General features: G+C 67.7%; 18 protein-coding genes. 11 read left to right on the plus strand and 7 right to left on the minus strand.

What is annotated here, in order from left to right; genetic code table 11:
• Position 1: 1 nt before the first annotated feature.
• From Q0D93_RS05300 to Q0D93_RS05320, 5 genes are read right to left on the minus strand one after another with little or no spacing between them, the layout of a single operon-like run.
• Positions 2 to 922: a cation diffusion facilitator family transporter gene (locus Q0D93_RS05300; RefSeq protein ID WP_294391911.1), complete on the minus strand. Its 921-nt coding sequence runs from the start codon at positions 920 to 922 to the stop codon at positions 2 to 4.
• A 28-nt stretch (positions 923 to 950) separates the two neighbouring features.
• Entirely contained in the window at positions 951 to 1,304 is a 354-nt protein-coding gene (locus Q0D93_RS05305; protein WP_294391912.1) for a DUF3140 domain-containing protein, read from the minus strand.
• Between the two features lie 52 nt (positions 1,305 to 1,356).
• A complete protein-coding gene (gene lpdA / locus Q0D93_RS05310) occupies positions 1,357 to 2,772 on the minus strand; it encodes a dihydrolipoyl dehydrogenase (protein WP_294391913.1) in 1,416 nt (471 codons plus the stop codon).
• 28 nt (positions 2,773 to 2,800) lie between these two features.
• Positions 2,801 to 3,202: an acyl-CoA thioesterase gene (locus tag Q0D93_RS05315; protein ID WP_294391914.1), complete on the minus strand. Its 402-nt coding sequence runs from the start codon at positions 3,200 to 3,202 to the stop codon at positions 2,801 to 2,803.
• Positions 3,199 to 4,542, minus strand: coding sequence for a pyruvate dehydrogenase complex dihydrolipoamide acetyltransferase (locus Q0D93_RS05320; protein WP_294391915.1), 1,344 nt, complete (start codon positions 4,540 to 4,542; stop codon positions 3,199 to 3,201). Before Q0D93_RS05320 ends, Q0D93_RS05315 begins: the two co-directional genes overlap by 4 nt.
• A 112-nt stretch (positions 4,543 to 4,654) precedes the next feature.
• Here Q0D93_RS05320 and Q0D93_RS05325 point away from each other — a divergent pair, with 112 nt between their 5' ends.
• Positions 4,655 to 5,110, plus strand: coding sequence for a universal stress protein (locus Q0D93_RS05325; protein ID WP_294391916.1), 456 nt, complete (start codon positions 4,655 to 4,657; stop codon positions 5,108 to 5,110).
• On the opposite strand, the gene ubiG is transcribed toward Q0D93_RS05325, so the two are convergent.
• The gene (gene ubiG, locus Q0D93_RS05330; protein ID WP_294391917.1) at positions 5,107 to 5,832 is read right to left on the minus strand and encodes a bifunctional 2-polyprenyl-6-hydroxyphenol methylase/3-demethylubiquinol 3-O-methyltransferase UbiG; all 726 of its coding nucleotides are present in this window, start codon (positions 5,830 to 5,832) and stop codon (positions 5,107 to 5,109) included. The genes Q0D93_RS05325 and ubiG overlap by 4 nt on opposite strands.
• A 76-nt stretch (positions 5,833 to 5,908) precedes the next feature.
• On the opposite strand from ubiG, the gene Q0D93_RS05335 reads away from it, so the two are divergent.
• From Q0D93_RS05335 to Q0D93_RS05380, 10 genes are all read left to right on the plus strand, one after another.
• On the plus strand, positions 5,909 to 7,171 hold the full coding sequence (locus Q0D93_RS05335; RefSeq protein ID WP_294391918.1) for an aspartate kinase: 1,263 nt from the start codon (positions 5,909 to 5,911) through the stop codon (positions 7,169 to 7,171).
• A gap of 141 nt (positions 7,172 to 7,312) precedes the next feature.
• On the plus strand, positions 7,313 to 8,296 hold the full coding sequence (locus Q0D93_RS05340) for a nitronate monooxygenase (protein ID WP_294392106.1): 984 nt from the start codon (positions 7,313 to 7,315) through the stop codon (positions 8,294 to 8,296).
• 229 nt (positions 8,297 to 8,525) lie between these two features.
• Positions 8,526 to 9,158, plus strand: a complete 633-nt coding sequence (locus Q0D93_RS05345; protein WP_294391919.1) for a PA14 domain-containing protein — start codon at positions 8,526 to 8,528, stop codon at positions 9,156 to 9,158.
• 119 nt (positions 9,159 to 9,277) lie between these two features.
• Positions 9,278 to 9,685: a hypothetical protein gene (locus tag Q0D93_RS05350; RefSeq protein WP_294391920.1), complete on the plus strand. Its 408-nt coding sequence runs from the start codon at positions 9,278 to 9,280 to the stop codon at positions 9,683 to 9,685.
• 15 nt (positions 9,686 to 9,700) lie between these two features.
• A complete protein-coding gene (gene ptsP, locus Q0D93_RS05355) occupies positions 9,701 to 11,977 on the plus strand; it encodes a phosphoenolpyruvate--protein phosphotransferase (protein ID WP_294391921.1) in 2,277 nt (758 codons plus the stop codon).
• A gap of 135 nt (positions 11,978 to 12,112) precedes the next feature.
• Positions 12,113 to 12,928, plus strand: coding sequence for a helix-turn-helix domain-containing protein (locus Q0D93_RS05360; protein WP_294391922.1), 816 nt, complete (start codon positions 12,113 to 12,115; stop codon positions 12,926 to 12,928).
• 84 nt (positions 12,929 to 13,012) lie between these two features.
• Positions 13,013 to 13,957: a tetratricopeptide repeat protein gene (locus tag Q0D93_RS05365; RefSeq protein WP_294391923.1), complete on the plus strand. Its 945-nt coding sequence runs from the start codon at positions 13,013 to 13,015 to the stop codon at positions 13,955 to 13,957.
• 13 nt (positions 13,958 to 13,970) lie between these two features.
• Positions 13,971 to 14,936: a tRNA lysidine(34) synthetase TilS gene (tilS, locus tag Q0D93_RS05370; RefSeq protein ID WP_294391924.1), complete on the plus strand. Its 966-nt coding sequence runs from the start codon at positions 13,971 to 13,973 to the stop codon at positions 14,934 to 14,936.
• A gap of 70 nt (positions 14,937 to 15,006) precedes the next feature.
• The gene (gene ftsH / locus Q0D93_RS05375) at positions 15,007 to 16,965 is read left to right on the plus strand and encodes an ATP-dependent zinc metalloprotease FtsH (RefSeq protein WP_294391925.1); all 1,959 of its coding nucleotides are present in this window, start codon (positions 15,007 to 15,009) and stop codon (positions 16,963 to 16,965) included.
• 118 nt (positions 16,966 to 17,083) lie between these two features.
• The gene (locus Q0D93_RS05380) at positions 17,084 to 17,431 is read left to right on the plus strand and encodes a hypothetical protein (protein WP_294391926.1); all 348 of its coding nucleotides are present in this window, start codon (positions 17,084 to 17,086) and stop codon (positions 17,429 to 17,431) included.
• A 55-nt stretch (positions 17,432 to 17,486) separates the two neighbouring features.
• Here the strand turns inward: Q0D93_RS05380 and Q0D93_RS05385 are convergent, their stop codons facing one another.
• Entirely contained in the window at positions 17,487 to 19,922 is a 2,436-nt protein-coding gene (locus tag Q0D93_RS05385; protein ID WP_294391927.1) for a TonB-dependent receptor, read from the minus strand.
• Positions 19,923 to 19,949 lie beyond the last annotated feature (27 nt).

Here is a 19,949-nt window from a genome sequence, read left to right on the forward strand (position 1 = left end):
ATCAGGTCCGCGCCTTGGGCTTGATGTAGACGTTCGCGATCTGGGGCCAGGCCTGGCGCAGCCTGGCCTCGGTGTCGGCGATCAGTTGCTCGATCCGGCCGACCGCCACCGCATCCTCGAAATCCACGCTGGCCGCCACGAACACCCGGTCCGGGGCGGTGTGGATGGTCACCACCTCCTGCACGGCGGTGACCTCCGGCTGGTCGTCGAACGCGGTGCGGATCGCCTCGATCAGAGCGGGGTTGGCACGCTCCCCGATCAGCAGCCCCTTGCTTTCCCGCGCCAGCATGAAGGCGACAAAGGCCAATGCGACACCGATCACGACGGAGGCGGCGCCGTCCCACATCGGATTTCCGGTCACCTGCGCGAGCGTGATGCCGATCGCCGCCACGATCAGGCCGAAGATCGCGGCGCTATCCTCGAACAGCACCACGAAGGTGGTCGGGTCCTTGGACACGCGGATCGCCTGCCACCAGCCCATGTCGCCGCGCGACTCGGAGAATTCGCGCACCGCCACCAGCCACGACGTGCCCTCCATGGCGATGCTAATGGCGAGCACCACATAGGCGACGATCGGGCTGCCGAGCGGCTCCGGATCGAGGATGTGCAGCACGCCTTCGTAGATGGACAGGCCCGCGCCCGTGGCGAAGATCAGGATCGCGACCACGAAGCTCCAGAAATACAGTTCGCGGCCATAGCCCAGCGGGTGGATGGCGTCGGCGGGCTGACGGGATCGCCGCTCCCCATAGAGGAGCAGGATCTGGTTGAGGCTGTCCACCACCGAGTGGAACCCCTCGGTCAGCATCGCCGACGATCCGGTAAAGACCGCCGCCACGAACTTGGCGACGGCGATGCCGAGATTGGCGGCCAGCGCCGCGTAGAGGACCAGCTTGCCGTTGCCGCCGTGTGCCTGCGCCGCCATCAGCGCGGCCCGGACATAAGGGGGGCGCTCACTTCTTCATGGGGTCGTGGCCCCAATTCATCAGCGAATAGCGCCAGTCGCTGTGATCCTTGTCCTCCGCCGGGCCGCCCTGCGCCATGTGGCGGTGCACGTAGCCAACGACCTTGCGCATATGGGTATAATCGTCGTCGGTCAGGTCGGCCTGCCTGGTGCGCTTGATCGCGATGATCCGCGTGCCGGACTTATGGCCGACGCTTTCGCCGGGCCCATCGCCATCCTCGCCCTTCCAGCCGACGCGCTGGCTGTCTTCGCTGTCGAGCCAGCGTTCGAGTTCGGCGGGGGTCATGTTGACCGCCTCGCCGAACGCCTTCCTGGTTTGTGCCTGATCGTCCGCGTCAGCCATGCCCGCACTCCTGTGTGAGTGCAGGCAACGGGCGGGCGGACGATCGGCTCCGTCACATGTGGATCACGCGACCATAAGCGGCCAGCACGCTTTCGTGCATCGCTTCGGACAATGTCGGGTGCGGGAAGATGGTGGCCATCAGGTCGGCCTCCGTTGTTTCCAGCTGCTTGGCGACGGTATAGCCCTCGATCAGCTCGGTCACTTCCGGGCCGGTCATGTGCGCGCCGAGCAGTTCGCCGGTCTTGGCGTCGAACACCGTCTTCACGAAGCCTTCCGCTTCGCCAAGCGCGATCGCCTTGCCATTGCCGATGAACGGGAATTTGCCGACCTTGACCTCGTAGCCGAGCTCCTTGGCCTTGGCCTCGGTATAGCCGACGCTCGCCACCTGCGGGCGGGAATAGGTGCAGCCGGGAATGTTGCGCACGTCCATGGCGTGCGGGTGCACGTCCTTGTTGCCGGCGGCCTGGGCGATCGCCTCCACCGCGATGATGCCTTCGTGGCTCGCCTTGTGGGCCAGCCAGGGCGCGCCGGTGATGTCGCCGATCGCGTAAACGCCGTCGACATTGGTGCGGCACATCGGGTCGATCACGACATGGCCGCGTTCGGTCTTCACGCCCAGCGCCTCCAGCCCGATATTCTCGGTGTTGGGCACGATGCCGACCGCGACGATGACGTGGCTATACTCCTTGGTCAGCGTCTTGCCGTCGGGCTGCTTGATGGTGGCGGTGACGGAGCGGCCGGGCTTCACGTCCAATTTCTCGACGCCGTGCTTGGGCAGGATGGTCATGCCCTGCTTCTCGAACTGCTTCTGCACGAAGGCGGAGACCTCATGGTCCTCCACCGGCAGGATGCGGTCCAGCATCTCGACGATGGTCACCTTGGCGCCCATGTCCGAATAGAAGCTGGCGAATTCGCAGCCGATCGCGCCCGAACCGATGACCAGCAGCTCCTTCGGCATCTCGTTCGGGGTCATCGCATGGCGATAGGTCCAGATGCGGTCGCCGTCCGACTTGGCGAACGGCAGGTCGCGGGCGCGCGCGCCGGTCGCCAGGATGATCGCCTTGGCCTGCACCTCGGTCGTGGCGTCGCCGGTCTTGACCGTGATCCTGTTCTTGGCGGTGAGCGTGCCGACGCCCTCGACCACGGTGACCTTGTTCTTCTTCATCAGGCCCTTGACGCCGGCATTCAGCTGCCCGGCGACCTTGCGGCTGCGGTCGACGATCTTGGGCAGGTCGAACCCGGTCTTTTCCGCCGACAGGCCGTAATTCGCGGCATGGGTCATGTAGTGATAGACTTCGGACGTGCGGAGCAGCGCCTTGGTCGGGATGCAGCCCCAGTTAAGGCAGATGCCGCCCAGCCGCTCGCGCTCGACGATCGCGACCGTCATGCCAAGCTGCGCCGCGCGGATCGCCGCGACATAGCCGCCCGGGCCCGAGCCGAGGATTGCGAGATCGTAAGTGTCCGCCACGTCTGTCTCCTAACCGTCCCGGCCGCCGTCAGTTCTGGACCATCGGCGGGACGACGCGCTTCTGGCGGTCCTCACCGATGGCGACGAAGGTGAACTGGGCCTGCGTTACCTTGTGAAAAACATTCTCGTTGCGCGTGCGCCGCCACGCCTCGACATCGACCTTCATCGACGTGCGGCCGACCGCAACGAGCTTGGCATAGACCGACACCTCGTCGCCGATCGCCACCGGCCGGTGAAAGGCCATGGCGTCGACCGCGACGGTGGAGGCCCGCCCGCCCGAATGGCGGGAGGCGACGGACGCCGCCGCCAGGTCCATCTGCGCCATCAGCCAGCCGCCGAATATGTCCCCATAGGGGTTCGTATCCTGCGGCATGGCCGTGACCCGGATGGCGGGCTCATGCGTCGGCGGGCTTTCCGTCGATTCGCTCAAGCGAGCATCCCCAGCGGGTTTTCCACCAGCCGCTTGAACGCCGCCATGAACGCCGCGCCGTCGGCACCGTCGATCGCGCGATGGTCGAAGCTGCCGGTGGCGCTCATCACCGTCGCCACGGTGAGTTCGTCACCCACGACATAAGGCCGCTTCTCGCCCGCGCCGATCGCCAGGATCATGGCCTGGGGCGGGTTGATGATCGCCTCGAACTGCTTGATCCCGTACATGCCCATGTTGCTGAGCGACGCGGTGCCGCCGGCATATTCGTGCGGGCTTAGCTTGCCCTCGCGCGCACGGACGGCGAGATCCTTGATCTCGGTGGCGATGGTCGAGAGCGACTTGGTGTCTGCACCCGTCACGACGGGCGTGATGAGGCCACCTGGGATCGACACGGCGACCGAGATGTCGGCGCGCTTGAACTGGATCAGGCTGTCGCCGGCGAACTGGACGTTGCACACCGGCACTTCCATCAGTGCGGCGGCCTGCGCCTTCACCAGCATGTCATTGACCGACAGCTTGATGCCGCGGCTTTCCAGGCCCTTGTTCAGCTCCGTCCGCAGCTTCAGCAGCGCGTCCAGGTTCACGTCCACCGTCAGGTAGATGTGCGGCACCTGCTGCTTCGATTCGGTCAGGCGGCGCGCAATGGTCTTGCGCATGTTGGACAGCTTGACGGCTTCGGACGGCACGCCTTCCGGCGCGGCGGCCACGGTCGGCGCGGCGGCCGGCCTGGGCGCCTCGGCAGCGGCGGCCGGAGCAGCGGCGGCGGGCTTGGCACCGCTGGCCTTGGCGCCCTCGACATCCGCCTTGACGATGCGGCCGTTGGGACCGGAGCCGGACAGCCCGGACAGGTCGACGCCGTTCTGCTCCGCGATGCGGCGGGCGAGCGGGCTCGCCTTCACGCGGTCGCCGCCCTGGGTGGAGGGCTGTGACGACGACCGGGCGGCGGGCTGGCTGCCCGGATTGGTCTGCGACGGCGTCGGATCGGTCGCGGGCGAGGCGCCATAGCCCTTTTCGGCCACCGGCGGCTCCTTGCCTTCGGATTTCGCCTGCGCGGCCGGCTGTTCGGCCTTGGGCGCGGGCGCGGCGGAAGCATCCTCCCCCTCGCCGGCCATGATCAGGATCACGGAGCCCACCTTCACACCGTCCGTCCCCTCGGGCACGAGCAGTTTCTGCACGGTGCCTTCGTCGATGGTCTCGAATTCCATGGTCGCCTTGTCGGTCTCGATCTCGGCGAGGATGTCGCCGGACTTGACCGTATCCCCTTCCTTCACGAGCCACTTGGCGAGGGTGCCCTCCTCCATCGTCGGCGACAAAGCGGGCATCTTGATCTCGATCGGCATGGGAAAACGGCCTCTCCGGGCAGGATAGATGTGCGGCGGTCCCTTTCGGACAGCACGCGTTGGGGGTCAAGGTCCGCTTGTCTTGGCAACGGGAACGCGCAATCCTGCAACGGTGCGTACATATCTCGCCATCGTCGACGACAAGCCCGAAGCGCGAGTCGCGCTTCGCTTCGCCGCGCGCCGTGCCGCCAAGACCGGCGGCGCCATCGCCATCCTCGCACTCGTGCCCCAAACGGAGTTCGTCCACTGGCAGGGTGTGCAGGACGCGATAGAGGAAGAGGAAATGCTGCGGGTGGAGGCGATGGTCCACCAGGCGGCCGGCGCGCTGCTGGAGGAAACCGGCATCACCCCCGACATCATGGTCCGCCAGGGCGAGGGCACGACGGTGATCCGCCAACTGCTTGATAAGAGGCCGGAGATCGCAGCTTTGGTGCTGGGCGCGGCGCCGGACGGCGCACCGGGGCCGTTGGTCGACTTCTTCACCGGATCGGGCGCGGGCAAGCTGCCCTGCCCGATCATGATCATCCCCGGATCACTCAGCGACGAGGCTCTTGATCACCTGAGCTAGGACTTTCGCGCGGCAATGAAGTAATCCAGATTGGTGTTGTCCGAGAGCACAAAGCCGGCGCGCGGATCGAACGACAGGCCGCTCACGTCGGTGACCACCAGCCCCGCCGCCGTCACATGCGCGGTGAGTTCGTCGGGCGTCAGGAACCTGTTCCAGTCATGCGTGCCCCGGGGCACCATTCCCAGCCCCTCGCCCACCGTGATCAGCGCCAGCTGCGACAAAGGCGTGCGATTCGGTGTGGACAGGATCATCACCCCATCGTCCGCCAGCAACCCCGCCAGCGCCGCGATGAAGCGGGCGGGGTCGGCGACATGCTCCACCACCTCCATCGACGCGACCAGATCGAAATGTTCGCCCGCAAGCTGCGCCACCTCGCCCGCGCGATAATCGATGGCGAGGCCCTGCCCTTCGGCATGGAGGCGGGCGGCGGCGATATTCTCCGGCGCGGCATCCACCCCCGTCACCGCCGCGCCGAGCCGTGCCAGCGGTTCGGACAGGAGGCCCGCGCCGCAACCCACGTCGAGCGCGCGCCTGCCCGCGAGCGGCCGGCGTGCTTTCGGATCGAAGCCCCACAGCGCATCCAATTGCCCCCGCACGTAACGCAGCCGCGCCGGGTTGAGCCGGTGCAGCATGGCGGAGGAGCCCTTGGGATCCCACCAGTCGGCGGCAAGCCTGCCGAAATGCGCGGCCTCAGCGGGATTGATCGTGTCGGTTGCGTTCATGACACGCGCTCGCTAGCAGGGCCGAACACTGCGCCCAAGCGCATTCCCGCAATTTAATTACGAAGATCTCAGCTCCATGGCACGCATCGTGATGAAGTTCGGCGGCACCTCCATGGCCGGGATCGAGCGCATCCGGAACGTGGCCGCGCGCGTCAAGCGCGAGGTGGAACGCGGCAACGAGGTCGCGGTGGTCGTGTCCGCCATGGCGGGCGAAACCGATCGGCTGGTGAATTTCTGCCGCGAGGCGAGCCCGCTCTACGATCCCCGCGAATATGACGTGGTGGTGGCGAGCGGGGAGCAGGTGACGAGCGGCCTGCTCGCCATCACGCTCCAGTCGATGGGGGTCAAGGCGCGGTCCTGGCTCGGCTGGCAGCTGCCGATCGCGACGTCGGAGGCGCATTCCACCGCCCGCATCTCCACGATCGACAGCGACAAGCTGGGCGAAGCGATGCGCGGCGGCGAGGTTGCGGTGATCCCCGGCTTTCAGGGCATGACCGAAGAGGGGCGCATCACCACCCTCGGCCGGGGCGGATCGGACACTTCGGCGGTCGCGGTGGCCGCCGCGATGAAGGCCGACCGTTGCGACATCTATACCGACGTGGACGGGGTCTACACCACCGACCCGCGCATCGTACCCAAGGCGCGCAAGCTGGCCCACGTCACCTATGAAGAGATGCTGGAACTGGCGAGCGTGGGCGCCAAGGTGCTGCAGACCCGCTCGGTCGGCTTGGCGATGAAGGAAAAGGTCCGCGTCCAGGTCCTGTCCTCGTTCGGCGACGCGCCGGACGGCGGCGACCTGCCCGGCACCATGATCGTGGACGAAGACGAGATCGAAGGAAGCAAGATGGAACGCCAGCTCATCACCGGCATTGCCCACGACAAGAACGAGGCCAAGGTCACGCTGACCGCCGTGCCCGACCGCCCCGGCGCGGTCGCCGGGATCTTCACGCCGCTGGCCGATGCCAACATCAACGTCGACATGATCGTGCAGAACGTGGCGCACGCGACCGGATCGACCGACGTGACCTTCACCGTGCCCGCCGCTGAGCTGGCCCGCGCGCTGGACGTGCTGGCCAGGTCCAGGGACGCGATCGGCTATCAGGAGCTGGTCCACGACACCTCCGTCGCCAAGATCTCGGTCGTGGGTGTCGGTATGCGCAGCCATGCGGGCGTCGCGGCGCAGATGTTCAAGAGCCTGGCCGATCGCGGCATCAACGTGCTGGCCATCACCACCAGCGAGATCAAGGTCTCCGTCCTGATCCACGAGGATTATACCGAACTGGCGGTACGCGTGCTGCACACCGCCTATGGGCTCGACGCGACGGACGAGGCCGCCTAAGGGCCCGTCGCCCGCGCGGAGGCCGGGTTCCCACGTCCACCGGGACGTGGGACGATGCATGATTCGGCCAACAAGACCCCTTCCTCCGCAGGGGCGACGGAGATTGAATTGAGCGCAGCGCACCCCAGAACCGACGCCTTGATGGCGCGCGGCGCGGAGTTTCTCGGCAGCCGCCATGCCATCATGGCCGGCGCCATGTCGTGGGTGTCGGAACGGAACCTGGTCTCCGCCATGTCCAACGCCGGCGGTTTCGGCGTGATCGCGTGCGGGGCGATGACGCCCGCTTTGCTGGATGCGGAAATCGCCGCGACGAAGGCGCTGACGGACAGGCCGTTCGGCGTGAACCTGATCACCATGCACCCCGATCTGATGGAATTGATCGCGGTATGCGGCCGCCACCAGGTCGGCCATGTCGTGCTGGCCGGCGGACTGCCGCCCAAGGGCAGTTTGGAGGCGATCAAGGCGACCGGCGCCAAGCTGATCGCGTTCGCGCCCGCGCTCGCGCTTGCCAAGAAACTGGTCCGCTCCGGCGTGGATGCGCTGGTGATCGAGGGGATGGAGGCGGGCGGCCATATCGGCCCGGTCTCCACCTCCGTCCTCGCGCAGGAAATGCTGCCGGAGATTGCCGAGCAGCTGCCGGTGTTCGTCGCGGGCGGGATCGGCCGGGGCGAGGCGATGGCCGGCTATCTGGAGATGGGCGCCGCCGGCGTGCAGCTGGGCACGCGCTTCGTCTGCGCGACCGAGTCGATCGCGCATCCCAATTTCAAGAAGGCGTTCATCCGCGCGTCCGCCCGCGACGCGGTCGCCAGCGTGCAGATCGACGCGCGCCTGCCCGTGATTCCCGTCCGCGCGCTCAAGAATGCCGGCGGCGAGCTGTTCACCGCCAAGCAGCGCGAGGTGGCGCTGGCTCTCGACGAACAGAAGGTCGAGATGACGGAGGCGCAGCTGCAGATCGAGCATTATTGGGCGGGCGCGCTCCGCCGCGCGGTGATCGACGGCGATGTGGAGCATGGCTCGGTGATGGCCGGTCAGTCGGTCGGCATGGTGACCCGGGAAGAACCGATCGCCGACATCATCGCCACCCTGCTCGACCAAGCCGAAGCGGCGCTGGCGCGGCGGCGCTGAAACGGGTCGGTGCCGTGCGCCGCAAGGACGCGCCACGGCACCGGACCGTTTTTTCTACTCCTTCGGAGCAAGAGCGGCATGGAGCTGGAATGCCGGGTGGTAATTCGGGCCATCGGCTTAATCCCGATGCCGAATTGAGGCAGGTTCCATCTTCAGGTTAACCAAGCCCCGCCTAACAGCCACAGCGGGTGAACCCATGAAACTTCGTGCTTTTCTTGCCGGAACCGCCATGATCCTGAGCGTTGCGCTCGCCGGACCCGTTCAGGCCGCGCAGGGCTTGAACGGCCGTTACTTCGGCGGGCCGTCCGGCAGCATCGACGCGGCGGAGGACCGGATCGAGGAAGGCAGCCTTGCCGCTACCTTCACGGCCACCACCGTCTGCTTCCCCGGCTGCGGCCAGATCATCGGCACGCACGAGCATCTATCCACCTTCCTGGGCGCAGGCCATTATCGCGATCTGTCGGCCGATCCGGAAGGTCTGGTCAATCGCGTGCTGGAGCTGACGGGTTTCCTCAACATCGCGACGACCGGCACCTACACGTTCGCGCTGGGCTCGGATGACGGGTCGCGCCTGTACATCGACGGCAATGTCGCGATCGACAACGATTTCGGGCACCCCTTCGGCTATGTGACGACGGGGCTTGCCTTGGCGGCGGGCAGCCACAGCTTCCGCCTCGTCCACTTCGACAATGGCGGCGGGACCGGCCTGTCCGTGTTGCTGAACGGCGAAGGGCTGGGCGGCAGCTTCCTTTCCACGGAGGGCGCGGTTCCGGAACCGGCCTCCTGGGCGCTGATGGTCGGCGGCTTCGGCATGGCGGGGGCCGCCCTCCGCCGCCGCCGGGCGCAGCCGCTCCTCGCCTGACCGGGGCAGCCGGATCCTGCGGCGGCACGAACCCCGATCCGCACCGAAGCGGAGCAAAGCCAAGCCTCCGGTAAGGCCTGTCCGCCCAAACGGGCCGCATGACCTTTTTCCGCGGCCTGATGCTGCTGCTGGCCGTGGGCGCCTGCTATGCGGCCTTTCTGAACGGCGCCACGCCGAACGGCGTACGAACGCCCCGCGCGGTCACGGAAGCGGCAGTCCACGCGGTGGACAGGAAAGCAGCTGCCACGGGCTCGCCCGCTGCCGGGACCGTCGTCATGCTGTCCCGCGCCGCATCGGGGGACCCGTTGCTGATGCTGATCGCGGCCAAGGGATTTGCGTGCCAGCGGATCGACAGTGTCGAGCCGCTGGCACGCGAACAGGGCATCTTCGCCATCCATTGCCGCGATCATGCGGGCGGGCTCGTCAGCTACGCGGTCGATACCAGGCTGCAACAGGTACAGCCGCTCGCCCCGGACGCCCTCCCGCCGCGGCAGCAAGCGCCGTTGGACCGGCGAAAGGGTTTCTGATAGCCATCGGACGACATGGGCACCGCCTCCGCAACCGTCGCCGCGCGCGAAATCCTGACCCGCCTGCATGACGTCATGGCGTCGCGCGCCCACGCTCAGGCCAAGCTGGACCAGGTGGTCGACATCATCGGCCAGGCGCTAAACAGCGAAGTGTGCTCCATCTACCTGCTGCGCGAGGGCCAGCTGGAGCTGTTCGCCACGCGCGGCCTCAACAAGGAAGCGGTGCACGTCACCCGCCTTGGCCTGGGCGAAGGGCTGACCGGCACCATTGCCGAGCGGGTGGAGACGCTGAACCTGGCGGAGGCGACCAGCCACCCCGACTTCGTCTACAATCCCGAAACCGGCGAGGAACTGTTCCACAGCTTCGCCGGTGTGCCGATCGTGCGGGCCGAGCGGTCGGTGGGCGTGCTGACGGTGCAGCATGTCGAGCCGCGCCGCTATGCCGATGTCGAGATCGAGGCGTTGCAGACCGTGGCGATGGTGCTGGCCGAGCTGATCGCCGGCGCCGAGCTGATCGACGAGGCGACCGCGCGCGGCCCCGATGCGCGCGATGCCGGCCCGGCGCGCCTGACCGGCCTGAAGCTGGTCGAGGGCATGGGCGCGGGCTATGCCGTGTTCCACCAGCCGCGCGTGGTGGTGGAGCATACGGTGGCCGAGGATATCGAGGCCGAACGCCACCGCGTCTATTCCGCCTTCGACAAGATGCGGGAACAGATCGACCGCATGATGAGCCAGGCCGAATTCGGCGTGGCGGGCGAGCATCAGGACATCCTCGCGACGTACAAGATGTTCGCCTATGACGAAGGCTGGTCGCGCCGGATCAATGCGGCGATCGACAGCGGCCTGACCGCCGAGGCGGCGATCGAGCGCGTGCAGCAGCGCACCCGGATGCGGATGCGCGAGATCGACGATCCGCTGCTGGCCGACCGGATGCACGATCTGGAGGACCTGTCCAACCGGCTGCTGCGGATCGTGTCGGGGCAGCTCGGCACGGCCGCGCAACTCGGCCTGCGGCGGGATTCGATCCTGATCGCCCGCAATCTCGGCCCGGCGGAGCTGCTGGAATATGATCGCCGGCGGTTGAAGGGCGTGGTGCTGCAAGAGGGATCGCTGACCAGCCATGTGGTGATCGTCGCCCGCGCGATGGGCGTGCCGGTGCTCGGCCGGGTGCGCGATGCCCGCCGCATGATCGGCGACGGCGACATGATCCTGCTCGACGCCAGCCAGGGCGCGGCCTTTGTCCGCCCCACCCCGGCGATGGACGAGGCGTTCGAGACCCGCTTGCAGCTGGGACAGAAGCGCCGCGCCGAATTCGCCGCGATGCGCGATCTGCCGCCGGAAACCCGGGACGGCACGCGCATCACCCTAATGGTGAATGCCGGGCTGCGCGACGACGTGGCCGCGCTCGACACCACCGGCGCCGATGGCATCGGCCTGTTCCGCACCGAGTTCGAGTTCCTGATCTCCGCCGAACTCCCCAAGCGCGAGCGCCAGATGCGCCTCTACCGCGACGTGATGGAGGCGGCGGGCGATCGGCCCGTCATCTTCCGCACGGTCGACATCGGCGGCGACAAGGTGCTGCCCTACATGAACGCCGATTCGGCCGATGAGGAAAATCCCGCCATGGGCTGGCGCGCCATCCGCCTGGCGCTGGAACGCGACGCGCTGATGAAGGCGCAGGCCGAGGCGCTGATCACGGCCGCCGGCGGGCGCACGCTGAACGTCATGTTCCCGATGGTGTCCGAACCATGGGAGTTTGACGAGGCGCGCGACCTGTTCGAGGCGCAGCGCCACGTCGTCGCACGCAAGGGCAAGCCGCTGCCGCTCGCCATTCGCTACGGTGCGATGCTGGAAGTGCCGGCGCTGGCGGAAAGCCTGGACCTGCTGCTGCCGCGGCTGGACTTCCTGTCGATCGGCACCAACGACCTGACCCAGTTCCTGTTCGCCGCCGATCGCGCGCACCCCAAGCTGGCGGAACGCTATGACTGGCTGAGCCCCGCCATCCTGCGCTTCATCGCGCGAGTGACGGGGCAGGTGCAGGCGACGGGTGTGCCGATCGGAATTTGCGGCGAAATGGGCGGGCGCACGCTGGAGGCGATGGCGCTGATCGGGCTGGGCATCGACCGGCTGTCGATCACCCCGGCGGCGGTCGGCCCGGTCAAGGCGATGATCCGCTCGCTCGACCTGGCGTCGCTGCGCGCCTTCATGCCCGATCTGCTGGTCGCCCCGCCGCGCGACCTGCGCGCCGTGCTGCAGCAGTGGGCGAGCGATCACGATGTACGCATCGCCTGACCGGACGCACGGCCCGACGACAGGCGCAGGTGCAGGTTTGACACACGCGATGCTTTCTGCGTCTGTTTACATATATTAGGTCGTGCGGCGTGCCTCGGGGGATGGTTGAGCGACAAGGCGATGATGGAAAACGGATTGAGCGGTTCCACGGTAGGCGAACGCCTGCGCATCGCGCGCGAGGCGCAAGGCCTGGATGTCGAGGATATCGCGTCGCGCACGCGCATCCCGACCCGGCATCTGCGCATGATCGAGCGGGGCGATTATGCCGGTCTTCCCGCGCCGACCTATAGCGCCGGTTTCATCAAGACCTATGCCCGGCTGCTGGGGCTGGACGGACGCGAATTGTCCGACCAGTTCCGGACCGAGATCGGCACGGCCACGGTGGAGTCGCACAAGCCACAGCCCTATGAACCGGCCGATCCGCGCCGCACCCCGCCGATCGGGCTGGCGCTGCTCGCTCTGCTGGTCGCGATGGTGGTTGGGCTCGGCTACCTTTATTGGCGCGGCGCGCGCGACGAACCGGTCGAAGTTGCCGCACAGGCCAGCGATGCGCCGGCGGCCGCGCCCAACCGCGCGCAACCGGCGGCCCAGCCGATGGCGCCCACGCCCGCACCCACCGGCGGCCCGGTGGCGATCGGCGCAAACCAGGACGTGTGGGTGCGCGTGTCCGACGGCGGCAAGACCCTGTTCATGGGCACGCTGAAGCCGGGCAACCGGTTCGACGTGCCGGCCGACGCGGTCGATCCGCTGCTCACCACCGGGCGGCCGGGCTCGACCACCATCACCGTGGGGCAGACGCCGATCCCGTCGGTGGGCGATCCGGATCGCGCGGCCAAGAACGTGTCGCTCAAGGCCGACGCGCTGCTTGCCCGGGTGGCGACCCCGCCGCCCGCCACGCAGCCGGCGGCGGGCGCCGCGACTCCCGTTGAAAACGGCGCGGGTCCGGCCTGAGCGGCTTCACCCGCGCTTCAGCTTGGCTATGCTTGAAGGGCGTTGTGCGGTCCCGTGCTGCAGACCGCCAGTTCCGGAGATTGCATGTTTCGCTTGTCCAGCCTCCTCGCCTTGACCATCGCGGCCCTGCCGCTGCCGGTCATGGCCGCCGAACGGGGACCGATCGACACGCGCCTTGAGCGGGTGGAGAAGGAATTGCGCGCGGTGCAGCGCAAGGTCTTCCCAGGCGGCGACCAATCCTTTTCGCAGGCGGAGATCAGCGCGCCGGAGGTGGTGGCCCCGACCGGCGTTCCCGCCAGCGCGCCGCTTAACGACCTGACCGCGCGGGTCGATTCGCTGGAACAGTCGATCGCGCAGCTGACCGCCCAGGTGGAGCAGGCAGATCACCGCCTGACCATCCTGTCCGAACAGGCGGCCAAGGACCGGCAGGAATTCGCCAACCGCCTGCAAGTGCTGGAGCAAAGCAGCGCCGCCGCCGAGCCGGCGGTGGGCGCCGAACTGGCCGCCCCGCTGGTCACGCCGGTGCCCGCCGCGCCGCGTCCGGGCCCGGGCAAGCAGGCCAGGCCCGCACCCGCCGCTCCCGTGGTGGCGCCCGCTGACGAGCCCGCGGCCGACGAAGCTGCGCTCGTCGCCAGCGACGACCCGGCGGAGGAGGCCTACATGGCCGGTTACCGCCTGTGGACGCAGAAGAAATATCCCGAGGCGCAGGCCGCGTTGCAGGCAGTGGTCAAGAAATATCCCAAGGGCCGCCGCGCCAGCTATGCGCAGAACCTGCTCGGCCGCGCCTATCTGGATGCCGGCCGGCCCGCCAATGCGGCGGAGGCGTTCGCCGCCAATTACCAGACCAACCCGCGTGGCGAGCGCGCGCCCGACAGCCTCTATTATCTCGGCCAGTCGCTGGTGAAGCTCAACAAGGCGGCGGATGCGTGCCGGGTCTATGACGAGTTCACCGCCGCCTACGGCACCACCGCCGAAGCGGGGCTGAAGACGCGGGTGGCGACGGCGCGCAAGGACGCCAAGTGCAAGTGACGCACGCGCGATCGTGATCGTCCGGGCGCCATTGCCGGAGCGGGTGGCGCGCTTCGCCGCTGACCTGGATCGCATCGCGCCCGGCGGCCAGCTGGCGGTGGCGGTGTCGGGGGGGCCGGACAGTCTGGCGCTGCTGCTGCTCGCCTCCGCCGCGCGTCCGGGCCGGGTGGTCGCCGCCACGGTGGATCATGGCCTGCGTCCCGAGTCGGCCGGCGAAGCGGCGATGGTCGCCGACCTGTGCCGTGCCTTGTCGATCCCGCACCATGTCAGCCGGATCACCGTGGAGGCGCGGGGCGAGGGTATCCAGGCGGCGGCCCGGACGGCGCGCTATGCCGCACTGACCCGCTGGGCCCGTGACGAAGCGGCGGACTGGCTCGCCACCGCCCACCACCTCGACGATCAGGCCGAAACCATGCTGATGCGGCTCGCGCGGGGATCGGGCGTGACCGGCCTGTCCGGCATCCGCCCGTCACGCAGGCTCGGCCGCGACCTGTCGCTGGTGCGACCCCTGCTCGGCTGGCGCAAGGCGGAACTGGTGCAGGTGGCGGCGGCGGCGGCGGCGGGGCTGACGCCGGTCGACGATCCCTCCAACCGCGATCCCCGCTTCGATCGCACCCGTGCGCGTGCCCTGCTGACACAAGGCTGGCCCACGCCGGAACGTCTGGCCGCGGTCGCCACCCGGCTGGGAGAGGCCGAGGCCGCGCTCCACTGGCAGACCGAACGCCTCGCGCGCGCGCGGCTGACCGTAGGCGATGGCCGCGGGCGACTCGACCCGTCCGATCTACCGCGGGAATTGCGGCGGCGGCTGCTGCTGATGGCGCTCGCCCGGATGACGCACGGCGCCGATCCGCGCGGCGACGATGTCGACCGGCTGCTCGACCGGCTGGATGCGGGCGACACCTCCACCCTCGCCGGCATCCGGATCGAAGCAGGGCCGGTCTGGCGGCTGTCCGTCGCCCCGCCGAGGCGATCAGGCTGATCGGCCTTGTTCCATTGCCATTGACGCCCGCATCCCTATCTTCACAGGTGAAGAAAGGCGGCAGCAGACGATGAAGGACGACAAGGAACCGCAAGGCGGCGGCGGAGGTGGCAATCCGCTGGTGAAGAACCTGGCGATCTGGATGGGCATCCTGCTCGCCATCGTCCTGTTCGTGTCGCTGTTTGAAGGCGGCAACCGCGCACCGGCGGGCGACACGATCGCCTATTCCGATTTCCTCCAGGCGGTGGATGCCGGCTCGGTCAAGGAAGTCGATATCGGCGATGGCGTGATCGCCGGAAAATACAGCAACGGATCGGCGTTCAAGACCTATTCGGTGGCCGACCCGGCACTGCCGCAGCGCCTGGCCGGCAAAGGCGTGACCTTCCGCGGCCGTCCGCAGGAGCAGGCGAGCCTGTGGCAGTATATCCTGGTTCAGGCGATGCCGTTCCTGATCATCGTCGGCATCGGCTGGCTGGTGATGCGCCAGATGCAGAAGAATGCGGGCTCCGGCGCGATGGGCTTCGGCAAGAGCCGCGCCAAGATGCTGACCGAGAAGCATGGCCGCGTCACGTTCGACGACGTCGCCGGCATCGACGAGGCGCGCGAGGAATTGCAGGAGATCGTGGATTTCCTGAAGGATCCGTCCAAGTTTGCGCGGCTCGGCGGCAAGATCCCCAAGGGCGCCTTGCTGGTCGGGTCGCCGGGCACGGGCAAGACCCTGCTCGCCCGCGCCATTGCCGGCGAGGCCAAGGTGCCGTTCTTCACCATCTCCGGCTCCGACTTCGTGGAAATGTTCGTGGGCGTGGGCGCGAGCCGCGTACGCGACATGTTCGAGCAGGCGAAGAAGAGCGCGCCGTGCATCGTCTTCATCGATGAAATCGACGCGGTCGGGCGCCATCGCGGCGCGGGCCTGGGCAACGGCAATGACGAGCGCGAACAGACGCTGAACCAGCTGCTGGTCGAGATGGACGGCTTCGAGGCGAACGAAGGCATCATCATCATCGCCGCCACCAACCGCCCCGACGTGCTGGATCCCGCATTGCTGCGGCCGGGCCGCTTCGACCGGCAGGTGGTGGTGCCGCGTCCCGACATCGAAGGGCGCGAAAAGATCCTGGCCGTCCACACCGGCAAGCTGCCGCTGGCGCCGGACGTGGACATCCGCACCATTTCGCGCGGCACGCCGGGCTTTTCGGGCGCGGACCTCGCCAACCTCGCCAACGAGGCGGCGCTGCTGGCGGCGCGCAAGGGCAAGCGCCTGATCGCGATGCGCGAGTTCGAGGAGGCCAAGGACAAGGTCATGATGGGCGCCGAGCGCAAGTCCATGGTGATGACCGAGGAAGAGAAGCGCGCCACCGCTTATCACGAGGCGGGCCATGCGCTGGTCTCGCTCCATGTCGAGGGTTGCGATCCCCTGCACAAGGTGACGATCATCCCGCGCGGCCGGGCGCTGGGCGTGACTTGGAACCTGCCGGAGCGCGACCGTTATTCCATGTCGATGAAGCAGATGAAGGCGCGCCTGGCGCTCGCCTTCGGTGGCCGCATCGCGGAGCAGCTGATCTACGGCGCCGACGCGCTCAATACCGGCGCCTCCAACGACATCCAGCAGGCCACCGACATGGCCCGCGCGATGGTGATGGAATATGGCATGAGCGACAAGCTTGGCTGGCTGCGCTACCGCGACAATCAGGACGAGGTGTTCCTGGGCCATTCCGTCTCCCGCTCGCAGCATATGTCGGAAGAGACGGCGCGCCTGATCGACAGCGAAGTGCGCCGCCTGGTCGAGGAAGGCGAGGCGCATGCCCGCCAGGTGCTGACCGACAATCTGGACGAGCTGCACCGGCTCGCCTCGGCCCTGCTAGAATATGAGACGCTGACCGGCGACGAGTCCAAGAAGGTGATCCGGGGCGACGATATCGGCCGGGAGAACCCGACCACGCGCCCGATCCGGTCACTGGACACGGGCGGCTCCTCCATCCCCAAGAGCCGCCGCCCCGGTGGGTGGGGCGAGCCGACGCCAGCCGGCGCCTGAGCCCCGATCCTTGTTATGACGAGCGAAGCGCCCGCGCGGATCATCCGTGCGGGCGTTCTGCTGTAGGTGAATTGTGTTCGCCCTTGCTGATCGGCCCGGCCCGTTACATCCTGCCGACATGACGGTGAGCGTGGGGACACGGCTGGGCTGCATCTGCGGCGCGCTGACGGGCGCCGCCATCTGCCTGCCTGCGTTCATTGCCATGGCATGGGGCGGCGCGCATTGCGATCCCGCCCCACCATGCCAGGTCGCGGCCGAGCGTCACTTCGGCGGGATCGTTCTGTCCGCGATCATGGCAGCCGTCCCGTGTGGATGCGCGCTTCGCTGGATGGTGAACCGGTGGGTCGCCGCCAGGCAAGCGGCTGTCGACGGATGGTCCGCCGCCTTGATGGTCATTGCGGCCGGGCTGTTTACACTCGCGGCGATCCGTGGCGCATACTGCCTGCTGCACATCTTCAGCAGCTAGCCCGCCACCGGCGCCCGCGGCATGCGCCGGCGCCGGACAGCGGAGACATGCCGGCTCAGAACGAGCGGGCGACCGTCAGGCCATAGGTGCGGGGGTCGCCGGGCTGGCCGACGATCAGGCCGGTATTGCCCGACTGGGCCGATAGCAGTTCGAAATAATTGCGGTCGAAGGCGTTGCGGACCCAGCCGAAGATGTTCAGCCCCTGGTCCGCGCGGAAGCCCAGGCGAAAGTTGGACAGCGAGTAACCGTTGATGTCCATATAGGCCGAGCGCGACGGGTTGGACGAGAACTTCGACCGGTAGCTGCCGTCATAGCCGACATAGACCTGGCCATCGGTGCCGAGCAGGCGCGCGGGCAGATTATATTCCCCGCCGAACGAGAAGGCCCATTTGGAGATGCCGGGCAGCCACTGCCCCGACACGTCGCAGAAGGCCGGGCTGAACCCGCCGGGCGTGCCGGCCGGGCTCGCCGGGTTGGCGGCGCTGGCGGTGGTGCCGCCGGCCAGTTCGGGCGGGCATGGCGCGTCCTGGAACTTCACATATTTGGCGTCGGTATAGGCGCCGTTGACGTAGAGGTTCACGCGCGCGCTCGGGCGGAAGGCGCTGTCGAACTCGACGCCACGGCTGCGCACCTTGCTGGCATTGGCGAGATAGCCGCGAATGACGCCCAGCTGGCCGTTGGTGACGGTCGCCTGATAGTCCGACACCTCGGTCCAGAAACCGGCGAGGTTGAAGGTGATGCGGCGATCGGCGAGCTGCGTCTTCAGGCCGAGCTCGTAATGGTTGACCTTTTCCGGCTTCACCGTCGCCACGCCCAGGATCGGATTGTTGTTCGCGTCCAGCGGCAGGCCGGACAGGTTGATGCCGCCCGACTTGAAGCTGCGCGCATAGGTCGCATAGCTGTGGATCGTCGGCGCGAGATCGTAGGACAGGGTGACGTCGCCCGACAGGTTCCAGTCGTCGAAGCGCGGATCGTAGCTTTGCGGCGCCAGCACGCCGCGCTGGTCGCTGTTGAGCGTGGTGCTGCCCGTGCCGGTCGTCACGACCGAGACGTAGGAGCCGCTCTTCTTGTCGTAATTGACCCGCACGCCCGGCTGGAGGTGGAGCGCATCCGTGACCCGCCAGTCGAGCTTGCCGAACAGAGCGGCGCTGGTGTTCTTGAAACCGATCGTGTTGGTGGAGGTCAGACCGTCCAGCACCGCCGGGATGGCGGCATTGGCGCTGGTAGGATTGAGCAGATAGCGGCTCGCCGCCGATCCCTGCACCTGCGACCCCTGCGTATCGATCGTCTGGTGGAAGAAATAGGCGCCGAACGTATAGCCCAGCCGGTTGTCGCCGTTGGAGGCGATGCGGATTTCCTGCGAGACCTGGTCCTGCTGCGACGGATTCTGCGACACGGTGGTCACCGGCAGGCCGATGAAGTCGCGGTCGTTGGCCGGCTGCCAGTCCCAATAACGCCAGGCCGTGACCGAGGTGATGGTGGCCGGGCCGATATCCCAGTTGGCGACCAGCGAGGCGCCGCCCACTTCCTGGCGCGAGTTGATGTCGGCATCCAGATCGGTCGCCCGGTCGAACGGATTGGTGCTGGGGGGGGCATAGCCGAACGCCGCCGCCAGCGCGGCATATTGGCGGCTGAGCGGGCGCTGGGTGGTGCCGGTACGCGCATAATATTGGACGCAGCACAGCGGGTTCTGGCGGTTGAAATCGCCATACAGCGTCAGGTCGTTCGTCTCGGTCGGCTTCCACAGCAATTGCCCACGCACGCCGAAATTGTCCTGGCGGTGGAGGCGTTCGTCGCTGCGGATATTGTAGATCGTGCCGCGCCGCTTGGTGAAGGAAGTGGACAGCCGCGCCGCCAGTTTGTCGTCGATCAGCGCACCGGAGGCCGATGCCTTCAGCTGCACGAAATCGTAATTGCCATAGGTCGCCTCGGCCCGCGCCTCGGGCGTGAAGCTGGGCGCGCGGGTGGTGACGGTGATCGCGCCGGAAGTGGTGTTCTTGCCATAAAGCGTGCCCTGCGGGCCGCGCAGCACCTCCACCCGGTCCACATCCACGAAGTCGAAGGTGGAGGCGCCGATCCGCCCGACATAGACCTGGTCGACATAGAAGCCGACGCCCTGCTCGATCCCGTCATTGGTCAGGCCGAACGGCGCACCCAGTCCGCGAATGTTGATCGCGCTGTTGCGGGGGTTGCTGGAATAGAATTGCAGCGCCGGCTGCTGCTGCTGGAGGCGATTGACGTTGAAGGCGCCCGTCGCCTGGATCGCGGCGTCGTTCACCACGGAGATGGCGATCGGCACGCGCTGCACCGATTCGCTGCGGCGACGCGCGGTCACCACCACCTCGCCCGCCGCGCCGTCCTGAATGGGCGGTGCCACCGCCTGCTGCGCGGCCGGCGTGTCCGCGACGCCGGGATCGGACGCTTCCTGCGGCGGCACGGGCGACGCAGTGATACTCTGTGCTGCGAACAGCATGGCAAGCGTCAACGACATGGTTGTTTTTCTCCCTGGTCGGAGAAA

The organism is uncultured Sphingomonas sp. (genome assembly GCF_934560975.1).
Taxonomy (GTDB): domain Bacteria; phylum Pseudomonadota; class Alphaproteobacteria; order Sphingomonadales; family Sphingomonadaceae; genus Sphingomonas_I.